Below are 25,484 nucleotides of genomic sequence, written 5' to 3'. Positions count from 1 at the left end.
ACTGTAAAACTTTGCCGGTAGGCGTAGAGCTTGCTCACGCGAAAAGCGCGGCTTTTAATACCTACAACTGATCGCTAAGCTACTCTTTATGAATAAATCATTTAAATAAATTACGAGCGTTGCTCGTCACGCCAGCAAGCTGCGCGTCTACACGTAAATCAAACCACACTGTAAAACTTTGCCTGTAGGCGTAGAGCTTGCTCACGCGAAAAGCGCAGCTTTTAATATCTACAACTGATTGCTAAGCTACTCTTTATGAATAAATCATTTAAATAAATTACGAGCGTTGCTCGTCACGCCAGCAAGCTGTGCGTCTACACGTAAATCAAACCACACTGTAAAACTTTGGCTGTAGGCGTAGAGCTTGCTCACGCGAAAAGCGCGGCTTTTAATACCTACAACTGATCGCTAAGTTAGCTCGTCACGCCAGCAAGCTGCGCGTCTACACGTAAATCAAACCACACTGTAAAACTTTGCCGGTAGGCGTAGAGCTTGCTCACGCGAAAAGCGCGGCTTTTAATTACTTATATCTAAATCTAACACTTAATAACGAGTATCTTCGTTATGTCTGTGCCCACTGCCTAAGCAAATTATGATAAACCCCCGTTAACTGAATAATCTCAGGGCTATCTTCTACTTTGCTGCGCAAACTTTGAATCGACATATCTAAATCAAAGAGTAAACCACGTTTTTCGTCGCTATTAACCATGCTTTGCAACCAAAAAAATGAGGCTAACCTTCGCCCACTTGTAACTGGCATTACACGGTGCAGGCTGGTTGATGGGTACAACACCATACTCCCAGCTGGTAATTTTACGCTGTGCGATCCATACGTATCTTCAATAACTAATTCTCCACCCTCATAATCTTCAGGCTCATTAATAAAAAGCGTCATTGATACATCTGTTCGTACTTTTACAGGCGTACCAGGAACCTGCCTAATGGCATTATCTACATGCACACCAAACGATTGTCCGCCTTGATAACAGTTAAATAATGGAGGAAATATTTTTGCAGGAAGTGCTGCCGACATAAACAAATTGCTACGAGCGAGAGCAGCCATAATAATGTTGCCAAGCTCTTGGCATTCAGGACTATTTTCAGGTAACTGTAAGTTATTTTTAGCTTTCGTTGATTGATGCCCAGCCGTAATACTACCATCTGCCCACTGTGCTTTTAGTAAAACCTCATGACAATAAGCAACTTCTTCTTTAGTTAACAACTCTGGTATTTTAACTAACATGTGCGCCCTCTCACATAATAAAAAGAAAGGGCAGAAATTTCTGCCCTTAATGATTATGTACTCTTAAAGTAAAGTTTAAAAGAGTAACTTGCCGTTAAGCTAAACTTACGACCTTCACCAGGAACAAAGTGTCCGCCACCTAACTGGTTAACGTAATCTTTATCACCTAAGTTTTCAGCATTAAGCTGCAAGCTCAAATCTTTTGATACATCATACGCAACCATTAAATCAAAAATAGTATAGCTTGGAGCACGAGCGCGAGTAGACGATGAGCTACTGTAACGCTCACCTAAATACTGCATACCTGCACCAAATGATAATTGCTCAGATATTTCGTATGTTGTCCATATGCTCGCACTATTTTTAGGCGTACGTGGTAACTCATTACCTATTTGAATAATATCTTCACCTGATGCTTTAGTTACTTCGCTATCTTGATAAGTATACGATGCAATAACGGTCCACTCTTTGGTGATTAAACCTGTAGCTGATAACTCTAAACCCTGAACTCGTTGTTCGCCATTTAATAAATCAGCTCGTGTATCTTCTGCAAATGGATCATCGGTACGAGCATTTGTTTTTTCAGTACGAAAAAGAGCTGCATTAGTTTGTAAGCGACCATCCATTAAGTTCCATTTCGTACCTAATTCATAGCTATTACTTTCTTCTGGATCAAGATCTGCTGTATTTCCGCGAGTAGATACCGTAATACCTTCGGCTGAAGGATTAAACGAATTACCCGCCCCAAAATAAATACTGCCGTTTTCTGTAGGTTTATAAACTACAGCTGCATTCCAGCTAAATAAGTCGTCACTTGTAGAAATTAAAGCACTTGGGTTCGCGTAATCGTAATGGTAATCCGTAGTAAAGCTATCAAAACGAATTCCGCCTGTAACTTCCCATTGCTTATTAAGGGTTACTGTATCAAATGCATAAATAGCTTGGTTTTTAGCTTTAGCTTCAATGCTTGTACCGTTACGACCGTACACACCCGTAAATGCAATTGTTGCATCAGGATTGTATAAGTTGTTACGGATTCCATCTTCAATTAGATTATCAGCCGTAGTTGCAACAAAGTTATGGCGTGTAAACGTTTCGTTTGCAAGTTCAATACCCACTACAACATCGTGAGTAAAACCAGCAAACTCGTAGTTACCAATTAAATCAACTTGTAATGCAGCCAATGAATTTTCTGTATCACGTGTTTTTTCATCTGCAAAGGTAATATCTGTATCGGTTGTAACTGAAAAGAAACGTGGTGCAGTTGTTACCGATTCACGCTTAACTTTACCTAAACGGACTTGTGTACGTAACGTAGTATTTTTAGAAAAATCATACTCATGACGAGCAGTTGTTGAATAAGCTTCTATGTCTTCATAATCACGGTAAACGTTACCATAAAAGTTATCAAAATCGACTGGTGGTGGAGCGTATTCATTGCCAACTAGTTCAGTAACTGGGGTATCACTTCTAACCCATGCAATACCGTAATCTGGTAAATTATCTTGTCGTTGGTATTCAAAATTAAGATCAAATCGACTGTTGGTTCCAAGCCCTGTAGCCAAAGCGACAGCAATTGCATTTTTTTCATTTTCAACATAATCACGGCCAGCAACATCACCTGAATCAGACAATAAATTAACACGTAATGCGCTTGTTTCGTTTACTTGAATATTAGTATCAAGACGACCACGGTAATCGTTTTCTGTGCCTAAACGTAACGAAACATCATTAAAGTTGTCTAATTTCGCCTTTTTAGTTTCTAGATTAACGCTGCCGCCTGTTGCACCACGACCAGAGACTGCAGAACCAGGGCCTTTAGCTACTTCAACGGCTTCAATGTTATAAACATCGCGAGTGTATCCTGCAACATCACGAATACCATCAACAAAAATATCACTTGCGGCACTAAAACCACGAATAGACATGCTATCGCCAGTAGGAGAACCACCTTCGCCTGCAGCTAAAGAAATACCTGATACATTGCGTAATGCATCTTGTAAGCTATCTACGTTTCTATCTTTCATTACCGCTTGGTTAATTACAGTAACTGTTTTAGCCGTATCGAGTAGCGGTTGAGTATATTTATGCGATGTTGATTTTTCTACAACATAGCTAGACTCGGTTTTAGTTTGCGCTTTCGTTACCGATAACTCTTGAACATCCTGTGCACTCGCCCAAGTTGAAAGAGTGGCTGTAACAACCGCCGCAATTGGTTTTGCGTAGGTATTCCCTTTATTCGATGGCTTACTCATGGTTACTCCGAGGTTTAAACTAATTAGGTACATGTTGAATTTCGGCAAAATCCTACCACCACCACAAATAAATGTAAACGCTAATTATTATCAGTTGCGTTGTTATACCTGTTGTTATATTGTATGCGCACTTAAAAATTAACAGTAATTGCTCCATGTAATTACTCGTCGTAACTTTCAGGGTCTTTGTTGAACAATGCGAAGTTTAATTAAACCAATCAGTATGATTATCGCGCTTTGTTGCGCTATGACAGTGCAAGCCGATACCGTTAGCGAATTAGAACAACTCATCAACAAATGGCTGAAAATAGAAAATCAAAACAATAAATTAAATACTCATTGGCTTGAACAAAAAAGCAGTATGGAGCAAACATTAACGCTTTTAGATGCTGAGCAGCAGCAACTTAGCGAGCTTAATCAGCGTAGAAAAAAGCACCAGCGAGCTTACTCAAAAACGCGAACAGCTTGTTACTAAACAATCGGAACTTGAAAACGATCAACAACAATTAAACGAACAACTTACACGCATTTCCCAGCAATTACTTTCATTACAAGTTCAATTACCTCCGCCACTTTTAAGTAGTTGGAAAAACACAGGTGATTTAACTAACTCACAACTAAATACCACAGATAAATTGCAAACAGCACTCAAGATGCTGGGGTTATTACGTGATTTTCAGCAACGGATTTCTATACACGAAATGGCAATTCTGCACCCTGACGGCCAAGAAGTATGGGTAAAACAGCTTTACTTAGGTGCAGCCCAAGCTTGGTTTGTAAGTGAAGATTTAAGTTATGTAGGCATTGGCTTTCCAAGTGATTTAGGCTGGCAGTGGGAGTTCGATCCGAGTATTAACGCTGAGCAAGTTGCATTAGGAATAGCTGTTCAACAAAAAAAGCGCGCTGCTGACTGGGTAACACTACCTATCTTAAGTTATGCAAAAAACACACAAAAAGGGGCTAAATAATGATTTTCGCCCGCATCCTTACAATAGCTAATATTTTAGCTTTACTCTTTAGTGCAAACATCGTTTTTGCAGCAAGCAGTGATGACGCGCAACAAAGTATTTTAAGTGACATTAAAACAGCTCAACGCGCGTTGAATAAAACTCAAAATAACATTGCCAAAGAGCAAGCTGCTCTTGCTAACAATATATTTAACAAGCAGCAATCACTGAGTAAATTACGTGAGCAGGCTGCCGTTAACCGCCGCCTTGCTGATGAAGATACTTTGAGTTTAAATCAGCTGCAAACACGCCTAGATACATGGCAACAGCAGCAACAATATCAGCTAAATTTGTTAAATCGATTTGTACGCCAAAATAGTAAAAACCAACACATTACTAATGATCAAAACGAATTGTTGAAACAAGTAGTATCGCTTATTAATGGCCAAAAACAGGCACTTTATCCACAATTTAAAAAGCAATCGGTTGTGCTAAGTAATGGCGAATTAAGCCAAGCGAATACCCTTAAAATAGGCCCAGTTGCTTGGTTTAGTACACAAACCCCAAAACTAGCTGGATTACTCGATTTAGACGACAAATCTAACGCGTTAAAGGTAGCGCTAGTGCAATCTACAAGTGACGATAACCCACTCGATAATACCTTAAAACAAAATGGCGTAGGATCTACACTCCTCACTTTTGATCCGAGTTTAACGCATTTAGTAACGAGTCAGTCTCAACAAGAAAGTCCGCTGGAGCATTTAGAAAAAGGCGGTTTATGGGCTATTCCTATTATTTTATTTGCCTGCTTTGCACTAACTATCGCATTACTGAAAGCAGCTCAGTTACTGCGTTTAAATAAAATAAAAATGCACTCGCAATTGCAATTACAGAAATTGTTTATAAGTAAAAATAGCAGCGAATTTAATGGCATGCAGCAACAGCTATTTAACCTAACCTTGCAAAGCGAAAAAGGCCAAGTACGAGATGATCAGTTATTTAACCAACTTATCCACGATAAACACAAGCTCGATAACTTTATTGGTGCAATAGCCGTTACTGCAGCAGTAGCACCACTACTTGGCTTACTGGGTACTGTAAGCGGTATGATCGAAACATTCAAAATGATGACCTTGTTCGGATCAGGCGATCCTGAGGTCGTATCAGGTGGCATTGCACAAGCACTCATAACCACAGAACTTGGTTTAGTCGTTGCTATACCAGCTCTGGTACTAAACGCCTTGTTATCGCGTAAAGCTAAAGCCTATTACAGCCAATTAGAAGGCTTTGCATTACAGCTAAGTCAGCTAGATGAAGGAAAAACAATGTTTGATCAAATCATTAGTAACCCTATTTGTTGGTGCATTATTTTACTGGCTTTATTTGTGTATCAATTGATTTTTCATGACTTACTACATCTGAAACATTATCAAACACAACGCAAAGGTTATTGGCAAGAAGTAAGCTCTATTTTAACTGCGGCTTTGCCACTACTTGGTTTACTAGGCACAATTGTTGGCTTACTCGATACCTTTAAAGTTATGGCTCAGGGTCATAATGAGTTAATGAGTGATGCAATTGGCCATGCATTACTAACCACTCAACTTGGTCTGGTGTGCGCTATTCCTGCTTGGTTAATGCAAGCCTATTTAGCATATTCGCAGCGCAACCCTAAATTACATGCACTAAGTAAACAATTAGGGTAATAAGCATGCAATCACGTTTAAAACATCGCTTAGAACAAGAATCTGGCCAACATATTGATATGTCGCCGCTACTTGATGTGGTATTTATATTGTTAATATTTTTTATTGTGACTACGGTATTCGTACGCGAGAGTGGCGTTGAGGTTGATAAACCACAAGCCGTATCGGCCAGCCGTCTAGAACAACAAGTTATATTTTTAGCCATAACAGACACCCAACAAGTATTTTTTGATGGCAGCCAAATTGGTGTTGCTGGCGTGCGTAGCAGCGTTGAACAAATGCTAAAGCAACAACAGCGCCCTGTGGTTATTCAAGCCGATAAAACAGTACCTACCGAGTTGCTTGTTCAAGTGATTGACGAGGCAAAGCTTGCCGGTGCTGCACAAGTTAATTTAGCGACCAAACAATAATATGTACGCAATTACGCCGGCCCAAAAATCACGAAATATTCGTCATCCATTGTTTGCATTTGCGCTAAGCCTAATAGTACTTACTGCTGCATTGTTACTTTTATGGCTCGCTCAACTAGCTGAACATATAGTGCAAGATAAAGTTATTGTACGCGAGGTAGCTATGGTGGCATTACCGCCACCACCTCCGCCTTCAATACAACAGCAACAAGCAAATAAGCCTGCGCAAAGCTTAATGGTGGAAGGTGCTGGCGCTTCTATTCAAGCAGTTAAAATTAAAATAAAGAGTAAACTAAAAATTGTAAGACCCGATACGCCAAGTGTAAAAGTAAGTACGCCACAATGGCAATCGGTCAATGTAAATTGGGATGCACTTAGCCTAAACCAGCTCGACGGCCTACCCACTTTACTCACACCAGTAAAAGCATTACTCCCAAAAAGCTTAACTCGCCAAGGTATTGATACATTTACCGTAAAGCTCGATGTACTAATTGATGAGGGTGGCAATGTAAGTTTGATTGAAGTGGTGCAAAATCCGTATCCGTCGCTTAAACCTGCAATCGATAAAATAATTAAACAGAGTCGCTTTAGCGCACCTAAAAAAGAAGGCGAAGCCGTACGCGCTCGCTTTATTTGGCCCATCGAATTTAAACCTTAAGCTTTAAGCCTTATTAAAATGAAAAATATGAACGTAATTAAAACGCTAAAACCTTTCACTCACGCATTACTAACAACTTTAATGTGCTCATTGCCTTTATTAGCTGTTGGTAATGTGAATGCAAACACAGTTAGTACTCCACTGAAAGTAATTTTATCTCCTAGCGATCCAACATGGCAATTGGCCATAAATAATAAATTACTTAGTCCTACTGAAATGCTTATTGAACCGACTGAACGTGGCTTTGCACGCCAAGTGCAACCATTACTACAAGCAGGTAATTATAACGAAGTAGCCGCGCTATTTAAAAACCGCGACCTCACGCAAGATAGCACCGCACTCAATTTATTGCGTGCTCAGGTTTTACTCACCTTAAAAGAGTTCGATAACGCCGAAAATGCATATTTAGCATGTTTAAAAGCCGCACCTAACTTAGTAAAAGCACACCAAGGCTTGAGTCTTTTATACATGCAACAAGCAAATTACAACAAGGCACAAACACACCTAGTACACAGTATTGAACAGGGCCAAGCAGATGCACAAAGTTATGCGCAACTTGCTTATATTCATGTACAACACAGCCAGCCTTGGAGCGCAGTAGCCGCTTATCGTCAAGCACTGATGCTTGCCCCTGAAACGCCTCAGTACCAACAAGGGCTATTGTTTGCCTTAATTGAATCGGGCGATTTAAATCAAGCAAATGCATTATTAAAAGAGTTACTTAATAAAACACCTGATAATGCTCAATTGTGGTTACAACGTGCACAAATAGCACTGCAATTAGAGCAAAATAAAAAAGCACTTGCCGCCATTGAAGTGGCCTTAAAACTCAACCCTAAAGATACCAGTAACCAGCTTTTAGCAGCCCAGCTGCATTTAAGTGAAGGCAGCACTGAACGCGCTGTTAGTTTATTAAAGCAAGGTTTAAAACACGCCACTAAACAGCAGCAAGTTGAGGTTATTAATACCACGATGCAAACGCTAGCTTGGCTTGTATCTCAACAAAAATGGGATTTAGCTAAAGAGCTAATAGGCAGCGCAAAAAGATTAACTAAGCAGCTACCCCGTGATGAACAAGCGCAGTTTTCTGTATACAGCGCACAAATTGCTATGCAACAAGGTAATACTAAGCGCGCACTTAAAAGTTTAAACAACGCACTTAAAATAAACCCGAATTTAGGTGATGCTTTACTTAGTTTAGCAAGTATATATCGCAGTAAAGGCCAACTCACCCAAGCTAAACTTATGTATGTTCGTGCACAGGCACTTCCTGATTACCAACTATCGGCATGGCTTGGATTATCGCAAATAGCAATTGATTCTAAAGACTACTCTAGTGCGCTGAAGCATCTTAGAAAAGCATTGCAAGCTAACCCGCAACGCCAGGATTTAATTACCAATATTCGTGCACTTGAAAATATTGTGCGCCAAGAAGGGTAAGTTTATAGCTTCTCACGTGAGCAAGCTCTACGTCTACAGATAAAATTTAGCGCTGTGGTTAAACTCACTTGTAGACGCACAGCTTGCTGGCGTGTAAAAACGCAGTTTTTAAAATGGCTTAATAACTAGAAGCTCACGCTTCTCACGTGAGCAAGCTCAACGTCTACAGATAAAATTTAACGCTGTGGTTAAACTCACTTGTAGACGCACAACTTGCTGGCGTGTAAAAACGCAGTTTTTAAAATAGCTTAATAATTAGAAGCTACGCTTCTCGCGTGAGCAAGCTCTACGCCTACAGATAAAATTTAACGCCGTGGTTAAACTCACTTGTAGACGCACAGCTTGCTGGCGTGTAAAAACGCAGTTTTAAAAATGGCTTAATAACTAGAAGCTCACGCTTCTAACGTGAGCAAGCTCTACGTCTACAAATAAAATTTAACGCTGTGGTTAAACTCACTTGTAGACGCACAGCTTGCTGGCGTGTAAAAACGCCGTTTTTAAAATAGCTTTATAACTAGAAGCTCACGCTTCTCACGTGAGCAAGCTCTACGTCTACAGATAAAATTTAGCGCTGTGGTTAAACTCACTTGTAGACGCACAGCTTGCTGGCGTGTAAAAACGCAGTTTTTATAAAATAGCTTAATAACTAGAAGCTATGCTTCTCGCGTGAGCAAGCTCTACGTCTACAAATAAAATTTAACGCTGTGGTTAAACTCACTTGTAGCCACACAGCTTGCTGGCGTGTAAAAACGCAGTTTTTAAAATGGCTTAATAACTAGAAACTACGCTTCTCGCGTGAGCAAGCTCTACGCCTACAGATAAAATTTAACGCTGTGGTTAAACTCACTTGTAGACGCACAGCTTGCTGGCGTGTAAAAACGCAGTTTTTATAAAATAGCTTAATAACTAGAAGCTATGCTTCTCGCGTGAGCAAGCTCTACGTCTACAAATAAAATTTAACGCTGTGGTTAAACTCACTTGTAGCCACACAGCTTGCTGGCGTGTAAAAACGCAGTTTTTAAAATGGCTTAATAACTAGAAACTACGCTTCTCGCGTGAGCAAGCTCTACGCCTACAGATAAAATTTAACGCTGTGGTTAAACTCACTTGTAGACGCACAGCTTGCTGGCGTGTAAAAACGCAGTTTTTAAAATTGCTTAATAATTAGAAGCTATGCTTCTCGCGTGAGCAAGCTCTACGCCTACTATATATCAAACCAAAGCGTTACAAATTTTGCATTTCGACTATGCGTGATTGTGTGCGTGCATATTCAAAGCGCAATTTTTTACCTTTATACAAATGTTCAATGTCGGTTTGCGCATTTATTACCAGCAATTTATGGCAATCGTAAAATTCATCTACTAAGGCAATAAAGCGACGCGCTTCGTCGTCAAATGTGTGCTCATCAAGTGTTTGTTTTTCGCGCTGATAACTATCTTCTATACCGTGAACTATAACTTTACCCGTCGCCTTAACACCCATTTGTGGCACATTCGATACATATAACACATCAAATTGCGTTGCTAAATACATATAATCGTTAGCACTACGCGGGCCGGAGCATAGCGCCATAAAATCAATCATTAAGGCATTATCGGCTTTTAATAAATAAGGTAAATCACGGCCATGCACGCTAATTGTATTGCTGTATGTTGCAGCAGGATAAGAAACTAAAAACTCATTTTGAAAATCATGTTTAGGTAAATTAATAAAATAGTGCCGGCTGTTTTTACCATATCTAAAGCGGTGATCGTCCTCCCCTGCCACGTTAATTATATGGCAATGGTTATTAATTAAATCGATAGTAGGTAAAAATCGCACTCGTTGTAGGCCGTTGTAATAAAGCTGCTCTGGCTTTGCGTTCGATGTGGCCACCAGCACAACACCTTGTTCAAACAACGCATTGAACAATCTGGCCATAATCATGGCATCGCCGATGTCGCTCACAAAAAACTCGTCAAAACACAGTAAACGGATGTTTTTAGCCCACTGTTTTGCAATTAAGATTAATGGATTTTTTTGACCTTGTAGCTGCGAAAGTTGGGTATGCACTTGTGCTATAAAATGATGAAAATGCAGTCGCTGCTTTTGCTCAATCGGTAGGTTTTTATAAAATAAATCCATCAGCATAGATTTACCGCGCCCTACTGGTCCATATAAATAAACACCTTTTGTTAAGGGCGCTTTTTGCCACCATAATGTGTGAACTTGAAGTTGCTCGCTTAGCGTATTTAAAGCTTCCACCGCATTTTGCTGCGCAGCATCAAAACACAATTCACCCGTGTCTATTTTTGCTTGGTAAAGGCTTAATATTTGTGTGCTGTGCACTGTCATGGTATTTCACAATCGGCTATAATCGCGCCCATTGTAGCCGACTAAAAATGTGAACCAAAATGAAATTCCCTTGCCGCTTAGATAAATTTATTAGCCACTTAGCTGAAATGCCACGCACGCAAGCCCGCGCTAGTATTAAGCGAAAAGAAGTAAGCGTTAATGGCGAAATAATTACCTCACATAATTTTCAGTTAGCCCAGCAAGACGAAGTACTGCACCAAGGTACGCCTTTGGTATTTTTAGGTAAGCGCTATTACATGCTAAATAAACCGGTTGGTTATGTGTGTGCTAACAGTGACGAGCTACATAAAACCGTTTTTGACTTACTTGATGAGCCAAATATGAGCGACTTTCACGTTGCAGGTCGCTTAGATATAGACACCACAGGGTTAGTTATTATTACTAATGATGGCGATTGGTCACATAAAATTACGTCACCTAAAAGCAATAAATTTAAAACTTACTTAGTAGAAACTCAAGAACCTATAACCGACGAAGCGCTTGAGCAATTACGCACAGGTGTGATGCTGCATAACGAAAAAGATTTAACCCGCCCAGCTATTGCCGATCGTCTTGCTAATTACGGACTGCGTTTATCAATAAGTGAAGGTAAATTTCATCAGGTTAAACGTATGCTTTACGCAGTAGATAACAAAGTGGTTGAATTGCACCGTGAAAAAATTGCAGGTATTAAATTAGATGAAAACTTAGCAAGTGGTAAGTATAGATTGCTAACAGCTGATGAGATTAAGGTATAAAACCTCACCTACATTATGTGCAACCCTGTAGGTGCGAATTTACTTCGCGCTCATGTAACGTAGCTTTGGTGTTTAAAAAGCGAGGTGTAAAACCTCACCTACAACATACACAGCCCTGTAGGTGCGAATTTACTTCGCGCTCATGTAACGTGGCTTTGGTGTTTAAAAAGCGAGGTATAAAACCTCACCTACAATATGTGCAACCCTGTAGGTGCGAATTTACTTCGCGCTCATGTAACGTGGCTTGGGTGTTTAAAAAGCGAGGTATAAACCTCACCTACAATATGTGCAGCTCTGTAGGTGCGAATTTACTTCGCGCTCATGTAACGTGGCTTGGGTGTTTAAAAAGCGAGGTATAAACCTCACCTACAATATGTAAAACCCTGTAGGTGCGAATTTACTTCGCGCTCATGTAACGTGGCTTGGGTGTTTAAAAAGCGAGGTATAAACCTCACCTACAATATGTAAAACCCTGTAGGTGCGAATTTACTTCGCGCTCATGTAACGTGGCTTGGGTGTTTAAAAAGCGAGGTATAAAACCTCACCTACGATATGTGCAACCCAGTAGGTGCGAATTTACTTCGCGCTTTTATAGTTAATATTTAAATTACGATTTTATCTGTACTAAATCAAAGTCAGCCATGCCTGGTACAATTGCCTGCAGGCGAGACTCAGTAACATCGAGCGCGTTCAAGCATTCGCAATATTCTGAAGCTTTTAGCTCAAGTTGATGTGCTTTTTTTTGCAATGATTTATCAATTTCTTTTGAAATGATATCCATCCGTTGTCCCATATCGTTAATACGATCTTCTATATTACCTTCTCGGGACTTAAACGCATCACCTAGTGACACTAAAATGGCACCGAGAGACCCATGAACTGCGGAATGAATTTTTTGGCTGATCTCTTTAGTAAAAAAATCATCTATTTGAGAAAGTGATTGTGGGGCTATAAAAAAGAAATCATCGCCGCGCTTAAATTTATCCATTAGCGCACGCTCTACATATTGCAGTTGGGTTTTAAGCACCTCAGGCTCTTTATCTGACATACCTTCAACCACGTGCTCAATAGCACTTAAACCTAAATTAACACCATCGGTGGCTAAATTAACTAGTTCAGGGACTGTATGGCGAATACCATTACTAAACTGCTCGAGCACTTTACTTTCGTCATCACTTAAATCAACCCAATAACCGCGAATAAACAGTTGGTTATTGTTGTTAATTTGCACACGTGTTTGGCCTTTATCAACAATTCGAATTACATCGTCGGTGATGATTAACCCATGCCTGAGTTCTACATCACATTGCTTTTGAGCAAATACACTGGTGCTTGAAAGTGCTATGGACAACGCCAATATCGAACGAGATAGAAACGCCATAAACACCTCAAAAAGACTAAAATGGAAGGCGAGTAGGTTAACAAAAAACCAACTTTATGCAAGTAAAAGAACATGCACAATACACAGCTAATTAAGCGAGGTGTAAAACCTCACCTACGATATATTCAACCCTGTAGGTACGAATTTACTTCGCGCTCATGTAACGTGGCTTTGGTGTTTAAAAGCGAGGTGTAAAACCTCACCTACAATATGTGTAACCCTGTAGGTGCGAATTTACTTCGCGCTCATGTAACGTGGCTTGGGTGTTTAAAAAGCGAGGTGTAAAACCTCACCTACAATAAGTATAACCCTGTAGGTGCGAATTTACTCCGCGCTCATGTAACGTGGCTTGGGTGTTTAAAAAGCAAGGTGTAAAACCTCACCTACAATATATACAACCCTGTAGGTGCGGATTTACTTCGCGCTCTTAAACATGCTATTGGCGCTCAAGAGCGAGGTTTATAATTAAATTGGCGATCCAGGTGGTATTGGTAACACTTTAAAATTATTTGGCCATTGCCCTTTAATTAAAAACTGATTTACTTGTTCGGCTAAATATTGCTTAAACGCACTCTCGCCAGTACTGGTATGGCTCAATATTGAGTTTTGGTTAAAGTCTTCACTCAACTTAACTAAGTAGTAACGTAACTGCGCCTGCACTTCAGGGCTTGCACTATCGCTTGCTACTAAGTCAGCCATGGTTTTTGCTGTTAAAAATTGTACGCGCTGAGTTATTTTACCTGTCATTGTATTAGGCGACGATACGTTAAACACGTGGCTATAAAGCGTCTTTAATAGTTCATCTAAACTATAAAAGTCATTACTACGTGCTTGTTGCTGCGCTAGGCGGTTTAAACGTTGTGCATTTAATAAAAGCGACAAGCTGTGCTGCACTGCAACCTCGGGTAATGCCATTGCATCGAGCGTTAACCCTGTGCGCCCAACTATGCTCTCGCGCGACTTAGACTCGCCATACGCTTTTGGCGGAATTAGCGATAGTACAGATTCAGGAAGTAATAAGTTACTTGGCTTAAGCGTTGCAAAAATAGCGTTTACCGCTTCTTGCTGTGTTTTTTTATTAACGACTTGTGCGCCTTTTGCGGGTGAGTCACTGCGTGTTTCGTATTCGTAATCAACACCGGCTATAAGTTTCACTGCAGCCTCAACCTGAAAACGGTGAAACAGATAAAGCGGAACTAGTTTTTCCTCTAATTGCGATAATGCATCGCCCGTTTTAATATTATTAATACCAAACTGCGAAAGCGCTTTTTTGCGTACGTCGAGTACTCTTAAAAGTTCCTGCGAAGGATTAGTGCCGTTATCCCATAAATGAGCGGTTGGATGCGCGCCACCTTTAGCACGAGCGTCGCTATCTGATATAAACTCAAGGCCTTTAGTTTTATTCTCCTTTAAAATAGCAGCGAGTTCTGCGCTTTCATCTTGGTTAGTAAAATCGCTATAACCATATTTAACTACTTGGGTATCCCACACGCCCATGCCTGTTGCATAGCCGCGCGTTACATCAAGCTTACCTTGTTCATTAAAACTAAGTAGCGGGTGTGGGTAATCCATTACAGAAGCTCTATCCCCTACCGATGCCGCAAAGTTATGAGCAATACCTAATGTGTGACCAATTTCATGCGCGCTTAATTGGCGAATACGATCAAGCGCCATTGCTTGCAAGTTTTTAGCAACTTCATTGCCTTTTAAATAAGGAGCAGCGAGTGCTTCAGCTATTAAAATATCTTGGCGAACACGCAATGAGCCAAGTGTTACGTGCCCTTTAAGTATTTCACCTGTACGTGGGTCAATTACAGAACTACCGTATGACCAGCCACGCGTTGCGCGGTGTACCCACTGAATGACGTTGTAACGAATATCCATAGGGTCGGCATTACTTGGCAGTACTTTTACTATAAATGCATTTTTATATCCTGCAGCAGTAAATGCGTCGTTCCACCACTTTCCACCTTCAAGCAAAGCGCTTTTTACAGGCTCTGGAACGCCAGGATCCAGGTAATAAACAATTGGTTTAACAGGTTCACTAATTGGTAAACTTGAGTCCTTTTTAGTTAGACGATGACGCGGTATATAACGCACGTACATAGAGTCACCAAGCGGCGCTGCGTAATCTTTATGTTCTATACTCCAAAAACCTGATTGCGGATTAAACTTACGAGGCGTGTAGTTATCATCTGGTAATTGAATAAGTGAATGATGCATATGAACAGTAAGCGCATAAGGGGCGGCACTTACTTGGCGAACAAATTCACCTGGTTTTGTGCCCTTAAATGTAAGTACGGCTTCAAGCTCGGTGTTTTTTACAAATGCTTTTGAGCGATTTATATAAACGGCGCTGCGTGATTCATCAAGGCTAAAGTTCCCTTGCTTACGTGCAGCAAGCGTGCGGCTTACGCCATGTACATCACTTAATAAGTAAGGTGTGTAATCAATAAGTGCTGTGGCTTTATCTTCTGCGACTACTTTAAAACCAGCAAGTATACTTGATGCAAACGCTTCTTTAATGCTTTGCTGTTCAGCCTTATTACTTGTGTTGGCACGATAGTAAGTATTTACAGCCCGCAGCATTACTTTGTCGCCAAAACGCTCAAACTGCACAAGGTGAGTATTACCAAGCTGACCTCTATCAAGGCCTATATCGTTAGAGCCAATACCGTAAGGCAAGCTTTGCTGCAGTAAAAATTGTTGTTCAAACTTATCAACTTTTAAATATACTTTTGCGTTTTGGGTATCGTAAAAAAACGAATAATAGCCCGGAAAATGATTCATTTGCGTAGTAAATTCATCAATTGACTTAATTGCTGCGTGCGCTTGAGTTATGATAGAGCACAGCACAGTAAAGAATATGTAACTTAGTAGTGGTATTTTTTTCATAATCTTATCTTTGTTATTTGTGTTTTAAGTACGATTAGGTGGTCCCATTATAGGGTGCTATTTAAACAATACAGTTATTTAAGACGAATTTCAGCGCTCTAAGCTAATCTCTCTCACATTATGATTGGTTTTAACACGTTATCAGGAAAATAGAATGCGTAGACTCCCTCCAGTATTACTTGAAGATGGTTGTTCAAGAGAACTTTTATCATTAATTCGAACAATTTTAGCAGCATGTAAAGAAATTTCGTTTCGCGTTGGTCAAGGCGCGCTTTCTGGCGTATTAGGCTCAACCCTTGATGAAAACATTCAGGGGGAAACTCAAAAAAAGCTCGATGTATTATCTAATCAGCTGTTAAAAGATATTTTACTGGAATCTGGTACGGTTAAAGCAATCGCCTCTGAAGAAGAAGACTACACAGTAGCAGGCAACCCAGATGCTAAATTCATAGTGGCATTTGACCCACTCGATGGCTCGTCAAATACCGATATTAACTCACTTGTGGGTACTATATTTTCTATTATGGAAGCGCCTGAAGGTTCTGACGCAGCTGATCAAAGCATTTTTATGCAGCCAGGTCATAAGCAAGTTGCAGCAGGTTACGTACTTTACGGCCCGTCAACAATGCTTGCGCTGACTACAGGTAAAGGCACGCGCATGTTTACTCTTGATAAAACACAAGGCAGCTTTTTACTTACACAAGATTTTGCTGATATTCCTGCTGATACAAACGAATTTGCCATTAATACGTCTAACCAACGCCATTGGCAACCAGCTATGCAAAACTACATCGATGATTTGCTAGCAGGTGATACAGGCCCGCGCGCTAAAAACTTTAATATGCGCTGGATTGCAGCAATGGTGGGCGATGTACATCGCGTGCTTAGCCGTGGCGGTTTATTTACTTACCCTACCGACACCAAAGATCCTAAAAAGCCTAATAAATTACGCCTACTTTACGAAGCAAATCCAATGGCTATGTTAGTAGAGCAAGCTGGCGGTATCGCATCGACCGGTACTGAGCGTATTATGGATATTCAGCCTGATGCAATCCACCAGCGAGTAGCCGTTATTTTAGGTTCTAAAAACGAAGTTGAAACGTGCTTGGGATATCATAAATAATCGCTTAAAACGATTGTTCTCAATTTAAAAACCGCATTCAATTGAAGTGCGGTTTTTTTGTAGGTGAGGTTTTACACCTCGCTTTTAAACTCCAAAACAACATTACATGAGCGCGAAGTAAATTCGCACCTACGGGGTTGGTGTATGTTGTAGGTGAGGTTTTATACCTCGCTTTTTAAACACCAAAGCCACGTTACATGAGCGCGAAGTAAATTCGCACCTACGGTTTGGTGTATGTTGTAGGTGAGGTTTTATACCTCGCTTTTTGGCACCCAAGCCACGTTACATGAGCGCGAAGTAAATTCGCACCTACGGTTTGGTGTATGTTGTAGGTGAGGTTTTATACCTCGCTTTTTAAACACCAAAGCCACGTTACATGAGCGCGAAGTAAATTCGCACCTACGGTTTGGTGTATGTTGTAGGTGAGGTTTTATACCTCGCTTTTTAAACACCCAAGCTACGTTACATGAGCGGACGTAAATTCGCACCTACGAGTTGGTGTATGTTGTAGGTGAGGTTTTACACCTCGCTTTTTAAATAAATCAAACTTTTACTAACGCAACTATTTGAGCAAGCTTTTGATGATTAAGCTCTCCCATTTGCTCGCTATTACTGAGCGCATAAATAACACCTTCATGCTCAGCACAATCAATATCATCTCGTGATTCAATTACGTTTGCCCAAAGCTCTAAATCATCCAAGTCTATTTCGTTACTTAGACAACGTTTAAGTACATCAATTAAAACCTCGGTTGAGAGAGTACAGTGAGTTTTATTACTATCAGCAGGGCTTGAAACGATAACCGATATAGCTTCGTCCCTTTGCTCACCAAACGTAATAAATTCAGCTAATGCTTTTTGTGTATTCATAATATTTGTTATTCTTGGCTCACTGTTACTAAAAAGAATTATAATGACTCAACTTAACTGCACTCAATGCCACAGTACTCTAACGTGTAATGTAGACGATATATCAGCGTGTTGGTGCAATGAGCTGCCAGCTATTTTACCGCTTGATATCACAGCAACAAGTTGTTTATGCCGCAAGTGCACGCTTAATAAAATAAATACTTTTTTAGAGGGTGTTTATACACAACCTATTAAAACCCAAATAAACTTTGCAAAACAATTTAGAGGTAACGACAATTTAATTGAAGGGCTCGATTACACCATGCAAAGTGGTTACATGATATTTAGTAAGTGGTTTTTTTAAAGCGCGGTTCGTGTTGTAAAAACGGTTGTAAAAATTGCCCGTACGGTTATAAAAAATAAAGCGAAAAGCTGCGCTTTTAACGTGAGCAAGCTCTACGTCTACAGCTAATCTTTACTCGGTGTTAAATTTATCTGTAGATGAGCAGGTTGCAGGCGGGACTAACGAAGCTTGTAAATTAAACCGCAAAGCTGCGCTTTTAACGTGAGTAAGCTCTACGTCTACAACTAATCTTTACTCGGTGTTAAATTTATCTGTAAATACGCAGAGTGCAGGCGAACTAGTGGAGCTTGTAAATTAAACCGCAAAAGCTGCGCTTTTAACGTGAGCAAGCTCTACGTCTACAGCTGTTTTATGTCTCGTTCGTAGCAATTGGAAACGAATCACTTGCGCCCCATTCACTCCACGAGCCATCATAAACACTTAAATTACTGTAACCACATTCAGTAGCCAATAACGCTAAAACACACGCCGTAATACCTGAGCCACAGCTAAATTGTAACTGCTGCGCATCACCGACTACGTCATTAAATATCGCTTTAATTTCAGTAAGTGGTTTGGCTTCACCTTTATTAAGTAAATCCATAAAAGGTAACGAGCGACTATTTGGGATATGCCCGCTACGCATACCTTTACGAGGTTCACTTTCTTCACCACTAAAACGCTTATAAGCACGTGCATCAAGCAATAAAGTATTAGGATCATCTATTGCGTTAAGCACTTGTTGACTATTAATAAAATACTCACAATTATAGCTTGCCGCAAAATCACCAGCACTTACAGCCTCGCTATAACTTTGTTGTACGTCGTAGCCGTACTCCAACCACTTTTTAAGACCACCGCTGAGTATTTTAACATTGTGATGCCCCATAACTTTAAACATCCACCATGCTCTTGCTGCGCTAAATAAACCGCCATCTTCGTATACAACTATAAACGCATCTTTATTTACGCCTGCATTTTGCATAACGCTGGTAAATTGCTGTGCGCTGCACATTGTACTTGGTAGCGGGTTTGACCTATCAGCCAACTCGTTTTTTATGTCAAAACGTTTAGCGTTAGGCAGCACTACTTGCGGCGAATAAGTACCCAAAACACCTGGGCGCAGCATACCTGCATCAAATATCACTAATGCAGGGTCATTAAGTTGTGTTTGTAATTGCTGGCAGGAGATAAGGTTTTTCATGATTTATTTCGTGTTATTTATTTTATCTAATACGTTTCTTAACATTGTACTCGACGTATGAGATGTATACGAAAAGTAACATATCTCTACATTAAACTTTGCAAAGTCAGCTTCAATCTTTTGCCACTTTTCAGTGCCCTTCCAGTCATCACCAACAAACATTTTATCAAACTTTAAATTGTTCCACGCTTCTTCTTTATCATAATTAACCTGCGGGACAACTTCGTCAACAAACTTAATTGCTTCAACTATTTCCATGCGCTCTTGAAAGGGAATTACTGGCTTTTTATTTTTAGCTGACTGGCTCAACTCATCCGTTGTTATACCTACAATTAGGTAATCACACTCTAATTTTGCTCTTTTAAGAATATTTAAATGACCAATATGAAATAAGTCAAAAACACCCGTTGTATATCCAATTTTTTCATTTAACAAACCTAGTTTATTATTTTTAAGTTTAAGAAATCCTTTTATAAAATATAGTAACGTCCAGTTAGCTTAGTTATTTTCAATTATGTACTCAACAATTCTTTGGCTCGCTTTGCCGTCTAACTTGCCCGCGAGTTTTTCCGATAAAGCTAACCTAGTATTAGCTAGCTTTTCTGGTTTAGCTAATTGTTCTACAACTAGTTTTTTTAGATTTTTATATTTACTAGCATGTACCGCAATATTTGCGTATTCCCCGTAATCTCGGTCCATACGTTTTTTAAAACGAAAAGAAAAAATTCCTTTATAGCTCCATCTCAACTTTAAAAAATCACACCAAATAACCGGCTTATTTAATAGTGCGAATTCAAATAAAGCTGACGATGCATCACTAATCAACAAGTCGGCTTTATCTAAAAAAGGCACCAGAGAATAATCCTCAACCTTAGCCAAATAAACATTTGGGAAAGTAGACCAGTGATTTAGCAGCGCTAAATGGCATTTATACTTTTCTTTACTAATCGAAAAATAATGAGGCTTTATTAAAATATTGTAATCACTAAAATGTTCAGGCCAGTTTTCAGGAAACAGTTCTAAGCTACTTGGATAAAATGTTGGCGCATACAAAATGGTCTGCTTTTTATCACTAAAGCCTTCTAATGAGAGTGCTCCATCAATTTCTTCATTATTAAAAATAGGATCTAATTTACAAAAACCTACATCAATAAACGTATCATCAGGGTACATACTCTGTAAGCGGCTTAATCTGTATTCACCTTCCACAAAACGTGCAGTCATAGCTTGGCTAGATTTAGTGTAATAACTTGATTTAGGGCCGATCCCATGTCCAAGCTGAGCACTTTTAGATACCTTATGTAAACGTTCTAGATGGCAAAATGAGTTAGCAAAAAATACCCAATCAGATTTTTCTTGCTCGTAGTAATCAATAGCTTGTAGCTGATTTTCAACCCATATATGTTCTAAATTGTAGTTATCTATAACACCTTGAATCAAATCCTGATGACTATTTTTATAAAAAACAAACTGACTTTTAATGCCTTTTTCGCATAACTTTTTAAATACTGGAATGTACTGAGGAAGGTAATAAAGGCTTTGAGTGTCAAAAATTATATTCATAGTATCGCCACAGTTGTTTTCTTTATATTCTACATTGAAAGCCACATAACAAAAACCAAGGTACCTATATTTTTATTATTCCACCACGTAGTGGTGCCATTTTTGAAAGTATTTTATTTTGCACGTTATAACTAATATTTTGCTCATTCATTGCGTTAACAAGTAAATCAACCACATGATTAAAGTCTTTTTCCGATATATTCATACCCGTATGAATAGCAATCATAGAATCGCCTCTGTACTCACATGGGCCTTCAAATAACATACACATATGGGAAATAAAACCATCACGAAAATGCGTAATATTAGCGTGTTCAAAGTAATGAAATACTTGCTCGTCGTTACCTATTTGATAGATAAAACTATCAACAAGCTTAGCTATACCTGCTTTTCCATCTAACTGCTGATAAAGCGACAGTGCAGGTTTATTTGCACAGCCTACTAATAACCCTGCGCATAATAAAAATAAGGCTATATTTTGCATCACCAATACCCTGTTACCGAAAAATACCAACCAGTTTGATCATTAGCACCGGCAATGCGTCCTAAGTCTAAATAAGCCGCTGTTATACTCACGTACTTATTTGGTATCCAAGCCACAAATACATCTTTCCAATCTTGTTCGCCTAAATTAAGGTTATTCGCTTTTTGACGATACTCAACACCTACGGCCAATTCACGGCTTAAAAAAAGTGCAGTACTGCCTTCAAACAACACCCTAGTACTGTCGCTTTCACCACCATAGCCTAGCAAGCCTAATTCATTTGCTTCGCTGTAGCGTGTCGTTAAGTTCCAAAACCAGTTGTAACCTGCAATCGCGCCTAAATGTAATTTACTGGCCGCTAAATAAAAATCGGTTCCACTGATACTTTTCGCGCCAACTAACTGTGCAATAGAACCATCATCCAGTGATTTATGTAAAATGCCTGCACTTAATTGTGGCCACTCACTGTAAACAATATCCCCATATAAACGAACTTTAACGCCGCTAATATTTTGCTCTATCTGCGCATTGAATGCCGGTACATCAAATTGCTGTATTGCGTAACTAAATTCAACACGATTAAACAAGTTTAACTGGGCACCGCATACATCAAGAGTGTAATCGGTTACATCTGCCCGGCTACAAAAGCCATTTATCGAAAACTCATCATCACTGGCATAACCAGCTAGTTGCGCCCAAGGTACAATGCCTCCACCCGCATTGCCTTCAATTTGAGACACACCAGGAGTAGCAAGCAGTTTTCCACTGCTGGCTACACACGGTAAACTCATTAAACAAAAGGCAACTACGCTCCAATATTTAATGTGATACATAATGATCTAGAAGCCATTCTTCAAGTAATTCAGCTTTTAACGGTCTACTTAAATAATAGCCTTGTGCATGATCGCATTGCATATTTTTAAGCAACTCTAAAGACCCCAATGTTTCGACCCCTTCAGCAACAACAGAAAATCCTAATTGATGACCTAACGTAATCGAAGACTGCACAATAAACTGATCTTTTTGTGACTCATCAAGTTTTAAAATAAAACACTTATCTAATTTTAACTCATCAATAGGTAGCATTTTTAAGCGCCCAAGTGACGTTTGCCCTACGCCGTAATCGTCTAGTGATATTTTAACGCCAATTGCCTTTAAATTTTCGAGTGCTTTAATACCTTTCTCTTCATTTTCGATCATATCGCGCTCGGTAAGTTCAATCGTAATCAACTTAGGGTCTACTTTATGTTTTTCAAGCGTACTGACCAAAGCTGAATGAAATCCCGAAAATGCAATATCTTGCGCCGATACATTAATAGCGGCTTGTAACTCAATGCCTTTTGATTGCCAGTTAGCTACCTGTGCAACAACGGTATTAACCACCCACGCGGTTAGCTCAACAATAAGCCCCGACTGCTCAGCTAAATCAATAAATAGCTCTGGATTAACCCAGCTACCATCTTTTCGTTGCCAACGTATAAGCGACTCAACTTTATCGATTTTTTGCGTTTTCATATGCAACTTAGGCTGATAGGTCATAAATAATTGGCCATCATCGTCAATAATTGCTTGTTTTAACTCATCAAGCATTATTAAGCGTTCTAAATGCGCCTCATCTTCGCCACTTTGATAATAATGAATACTTTCATGATCGCTCGCAGCACTGTCGACAGCAATCAATACACGGCGCATTAAATCATCGCTAGTAATACCTTGCGCTGGGTATTGCACAATACCGGCACTAAACCGTAAATTAATTTTTAACTTTTGAATGGTATAGCAAGCCTGTAATTGCATCATTAAGCCGTCAATGCCACTTTTTAGCTCTTGTGCTGCAGTTGCTGGGAATACCGTTAAAAATTCATCGCCGCCAATTCGCGCATGAAAACCACCTAGCTCATCAGAAAACTCACTTATACGACTTGCTACCGCTTTTAAACAGTCATCCCCAACACGAGGGCCTAACTTATCGTTTATGTGTCGCAAACCCTTAATATCAATAGCAACAAGTGTGTATTCATTCGTTGCATCTAATTCATCCCCCAACACATCTAGCATTGCTGAACGATTATAAAACCCTGTAAGGGAGTCATGGCGAGCCTGAAAACTAATTTGTTTCTCACGTTCATTAATATCGTTACCCATGCTATTAAATGCATCAACTAGGGTCGTTATTTCTGTACTTTGTTTTTTTCCTTTAAATTCGAAACTATAGTTACCTTGTGCAAATTGCCTAGCAATAACAGCGAGTTGAGATAAAGGAGTAGTAAGGTTGTTTGCTAATAAGCTACTTGTTATAACACCTACAAACATGGTTAAAATAGCCAATATCATTAATGTAAAAAATAGCTTTTCAAAATCACTGTAACTTTGCGTTAAATCGGCACTGAGTAAAATAACTATTGGGTGAGAAAGTAGCGACGGTAAATCAATATCACGATTGCGATACACTAAATATTCACCAAAAAAGCGTGATGTGGTTAACGTATTAAAATAGTTCACAGGTTCAAAAGGGGTTGGGCGTTTAACTAAAGAGCTAATAACTAAATTATCCGCACTGCCTATAAAGCTTACATCCATACCTGTTAAGCTTTTAAGCTCGGCGGCCACTTCGTTATTTATTTTAAATCCAACTAAACTATAAGCAACTGTACGTGGCGCCTTAACAGGAAGTAAAATCACTTGGTAAAGTTCGTTATTTAAAACAACAAAACTAGATTGCTCCGAAGTACTTAATAATTCCTTCATTAGCGGCTGTAAATCGTGCCCGTAAATATCTTCGCTGGTATTAGCCGAAATTAATTTACCCGACAAATCAATTAACAACATTAGCTCGGCGTTTATACGCTGACTGTGGTTAAATAATACGCTACTTATTGTACCGGCGTCTCGTGTAGCAACAGCTTGTTTAAAGCCAAAGTCAGAGGTAAGTACTTTAGCGGCGGTTAATAATAGGCTCTCTTTTGACTTTAAGTATTGCTTGTATACACTTTGGGCAACGCTTATATCTTGGTTAACTTTTTCTTCTTGGAATTTACTCGTAGACCACCAAAAACTAAATAAGCTAACCACAGTGGTTAATAGCACTAAGCCAACGCAGAGTATGGTTATACGGTTTTTTAAACTATTAGTCATTTTGGGCCTTAAATTTACTGCCAAATGTATTTCGAAGCTCTGGGACCGAAGTATTTATGGTTATTAAAAGCTGAGTTTGAGAATTAATAGTAATTATTTTTTTATTCTCCAATGCGGCACGCTGAAGAGGATGCCATACAGTCACCTCAGAAGAAGTGGCTGGCAAAGTAACACGCCCTCTTTCATCTGTTTTATAAACAAGATGATTATCTGCCACATAAATATAGCCAATCATAGAGTCATGAATATTGCATCCTAAAACAACCACACCGGGCTTATCAAATACAATAGGGTCTTTTGGTTGCCCTGAATATAATTTTAGCTGAAAAGGCTTGGCTTGTGAAAAAGAATACACATGATGGCGAATATTATCGCTATTAGGAAAATTTACTTGCTGCCCCTTTTGAACAATTAATAATTCAGGTGAAAATTGCTTATTAACTTGATCCATTGTCGCAACCGTCTTTGATGTAAAAGCAGACTTTATATTATTTTGATTTAGCTCAACCACCGCATCTGGTAATGCTTGACCATGTTGGTCTTGTATAACTAAATCAATATTTGCGCTCAAAGCAAAATGGCTAAAAAACAAACCTATCGCTAAAAAACAACGATTTTTTGCAATTTTTTGCAATGCTCGCTCTAACATAACAACACCAAACTATTAACGTTAAGCTAAGTTAATTAGAGACGAGCACTAATTGCAAGAATTATAGCCCAGTAACCACAAATAAAGACCGAGTAACTAGGTTAAGTC

21 protein-coding genes and 2 pseudogenes are annotated in these 25,484 nt (G+C 39.4%); 10 read left to right on the top strand and 13 right to left on the bottom strand.

The genetic code is table 11. The annotated features are described in order from the left end of the window. Positions 1-562: 562 nt before the first annotated feature. Together P4S65_RS07160 and P4S65_RS07155 are read right to left on the bottom strand one after the other, a co-directional pair. Entirely contained in the window at positions 563-1,243 is a 681-nt protein-coding gene (locus P4S65_RS07160) for a Fe2+-dependent dioxygenase (RefSeq protein ID WP_337119843.1), read from the bottom strand. A 53-nt stretch (positions 1,244-1,296) separates the two neighbouring features. Beyond that, positions 1,297-3,498 carry a TonB-dependent receptor gene (locus P4S65_RS07155; RefSeq protein ID WP_337119842.1) on the bottom strand — a complete coding sequence of 734 codons (2,202 nt, stop codon included), beginning with the start codon at positions 3,496-3,498 and terminating at the stop codon, positions 1,297-1,299. 196 nt (positions 3,499-3,694) lie between these two features. Here P4S65_RS07155 and P4S65_RS07150 point away from each other — a divergent pair, with 196 nt between their 5' ends. The 7 genes and pseudogenes from P4S65_RS07150 (at position 3,695) to P4S65_RS07120 (ending at position 8,659) form a co-directional block, all read left to right on the top strand. Then, entirely contained in the window at positions 3,695-3,973 is a 279-nt protein-coding gene (locus P4S65_RS07150) for a hypothetical protein (RefSeq protein ID WP_337119841.1), read from the top strand. Then, entirely contained in the window at positions 3,885-4,466 is a 582-nt protein-coding gene (locus P4S65_RS07145) for a DUF3450 family protein (RefSeq protein WP_337119840.1), read from the top strand. The genes P4S65_RS07150 and P4S65_RS07145 overlap by 89 nt, the downstream gene beginning before the upstream one ends. Beyond that, a pseudogene (locus P4S65_RS07140) lies at positions 4,466-5,767 on the top strand (MotA/TolQ/ExbB proton channel family protein); the annotation flags it as partial. The gene P4S65_RS07145 and the pseudogene P4S65_RS07140, both read left to right, overlap by 1 nt. 3 nt (positions 5,768-5,770) lie before the next feature. After that, positions 5,771-6,151, top strand: a complete 381-nt coding sequence (locus tag P4S65_RS07135; protein WP_007378976.1) for a MotA/TolQ/ExbB proton channel family protein — start codon at positions 5,771-5,773, stop codon at positions 6,149-6,151. A 5-nt stretch (positions 6,152-6,156) separates the two neighbouring features. Further along, positions 6,157-6,561: an ExbD/TolR family protein gene (locus P4S65_RS07130; protein ID WP_007378977.1), complete on the top strand. Its 405-nt coding sequence runs from the start codon at positions 6,157-6,159 to the stop codon at positions 6,559-6,561. A 1-nt stretch (position 6,562) separates the two neighbouring features. Further along, positions 6,563-7,219: an energy transducer TonB gene (locus tag P4S65_RS07125; RefSeq protein ID WP_337119839.1), complete on the top strand. Its 657-nt coding sequence runs from the start codon at positions 6,563-6,565 to the stop codon at positions 7,217-7,219. Between the two features lie 27 nt (positions 7,220-7,246). Beyond that, on the top strand, positions 7,247-8,659 hold the full coding sequence (locus tag P4S65_RS07120; RefSeq protein WP_337120738.1) for a tetratricopeptide repeat protein: 1,413 nt from the start codon (positions 7,247-7,249) through the stop codon (positions 8,657-8,659). 1,224 nt (positions 8,660-9,883) lie between these two features. On the opposite strand, the gene zapE is transcribed toward P4S65_RS07120, so the two are convergent. Beyond that, positions 9,884-10,993 (bottom strand): cell division protein ZapE, encoded by a 1,110-nt coding sequence (gene zapE / locus P4S65_RS07115; RefSeq protein WP_337119838.1) that lies wholly within the window; start codon positions 10,991-10,993, stop codon positions 9,884-9,886. A 59-nt stretch (positions 10,994-11,052) separates the two neighbouring features. Here zapE and rsuA point away from each other — a divergent pair, with 59 nt between their 5' ends. After that, entirely contained in the window at positions 11,053-11,751 is a 699-nt protein-coding gene (rsuA, locus tag P4S65_RS07110; protein WP_337119837.1) for a 16S rRNA pseudouridine(516) synthase RsuA, read from the top strand. A 607-nt stretch (positions 11,752-12,358) separates the two neighbouring features. Here rsuA and P4S65_RS07105 read toward each other — a convergent pair. Beyond that, the gene (locus P4S65_RS07105) at positions 12,359-13,132 is read right to left on the bottom strand and encodes a YggN family protein (protein WP_007376785.1); all 774 of its coding nucleotides are present in this window, start codon (positions 13,130-13,132) and stop codon (positions 12,359-12,361) included. Positions 13,133-13,597: 465 nt separating this feature from the next. Further along, a complete protein-coding gene (locus tag P4S65_RS07100) occupies positions 13,598-16,027 on the bottom strand; it encodes a zinc-dependent metalloprotease (RefSeq protein WP_337119836.1) in 2,430 nt (809 codons plus the stop codon). Between the two features lie 154 nt (positions 16,028-16,181). Here P4S65_RS07100 and P4S65_RS07095 point away from each other — a divergent pair, with 154 nt between their 5' ends. Then, a complete protein-coding gene (locus P4S65_RS07095) occupies positions 16,182-17,150 on the top strand; it encodes a class 1 fructose-bisphosphatase (protein WP_033032267.1) in 969 nt (322 codons plus the stop codon). A gap of 542 nt (positions 17,151-17,692) precedes the next feature. Here the strand turns inward: P4S65_RS07095 and P4S65_RS07090 are convergent. Beyond that, positions 17,693-18,019 (bottom strand): hypothetical protein, encoded by a 327-nt coding sequence (locus tag P4S65_RS07090; RefSeq protein ID WP_337119835.1) that lies wholly within the window; start codon positions 18,017-18,019, stop codon positions 17,693-17,695. 43 nt (positions 18,020-18,062) lie between these two features. Here P4S65_RS07090 and P4S65_RS07085 point away from each other — a divergent pair. Continuing rightward, positions 18,063-18,421 (top strand): annotated as a pseudogene (locus tag P4S65_RS07085) (DUF5522 domain-containing protein). A gap of 290 nt (positions 18,422-18,711) precedes the next feature. Here P4S65_RS07085 and P4S65_RS07080 read toward each other — a convergent pair. From P4S65_RS07080 to P4S65_RS07050, 7 genes are all read right to left on the bottom strand, one after another. Beyond that, positions 18,712-19,545 (bottom strand): sulfurtransferase, encoded by an 834-nt coding sequence (locus tag P4S65_RS07080; protein WP_337119834.1) that lies wholly within the window; start codon positions 19,543-19,545, stop codon positions 18,712-18,714. A gap of 3 nt (positions 19,546-19,548) precedes the next feature. Further along, on the bottom strand, positions 19,549-19,980 hold the full coding sequence (locus P4S65_RS07075; protein ID WP_337119833.1) for an adenylyltransferase/cytidyltransferase family protein: 432 nt from the start codon (positions 19,978-19,980) through the stop codon (positions 19,549-19,551). A gap of 63 nt (positions 19,981-20,043) precedes the next feature. After that, entirely contained in the window at positions 20,044-21,108 is a 1,065-nt protein-coding gene (locus P4S65_RS07070) for a CDP-glycerol glycerophosphotransferase family protein (RefSeq protein ID WP_033038682.1), read from the bottom strand. Between the two features lie 64 nt (positions 21,109-21,172). Next, positions 21,173-21,592 carry a group I truncated hemoglobin gene (locus P4S65_RS07065; protein ID WP_033031584.1) on the bottom strand — a complete coding sequence of 140 codons (420 nt, stop codon included), beginning with the start codon at positions 21,590-21,592 and terminating at the stop codon, positions 21,173-21,175. Continuing rightward, positions 21,592-22,425, bottom strand: a complete 834-nt coding sequence (locus tag P4S65_RS07060; RefSeq protein ID WP_337119832.1) for a DUF3034 family protein — start codon at positions 22,423-22,425, stop codon at positions 21,592-21,594. Before P4S65_RS07060 ends, P4S65_RS07065 begins: the two co-directional genes overlap by 1 nt. After that, complete coding sequence (locus tag P4S65_RS07055) at positions 22,412-24,727, bottom strand: bifunctional diguanylate cyclase/phosphodiesterase (protein ID WP_008137361.1); 2,316 nt, start codon at positions 24,725-24,727, stop codon at positions 22,412-22,414. The genes P4S65_RS07060 and P4S65_RS07055 overlap by 14 nt, the downstream gene beginning before the upstream one ends. Then, positions 24,720-25,376 carry a methylamine utilization protein gene (locus P4S65_RS07050; protein ID WP_337119831.1) on the bottom strand — a complete coding sequence of 219 codons (657 nt, stop codon included), beginning with the start codon at positions 25,374-25,376 and terminating at the stop codon, positions 24,720-24,722. The genes P4S65_RS07055 and P4S65_RS07050 overlap by 8 nt, the downstream gene beginning before the upstream one ends. Between the last annotated feature and the right edge of the window lie 108 nt (positions 25,377-25,484).

This window comes from Pseudoalteromonas sp. B131b, assembly GCF_037162545.1.
Lineage (GTDB): Bacteria > Pseudomonadota > Gammaproteobacteria > Enterobacterales > Alteromonadaceae > Pseudoalteromonas > Pseudoalteromonas fuliginea.
This window is presented reverse-complemented; position numbering and strand designations above follow the sequence as displayed.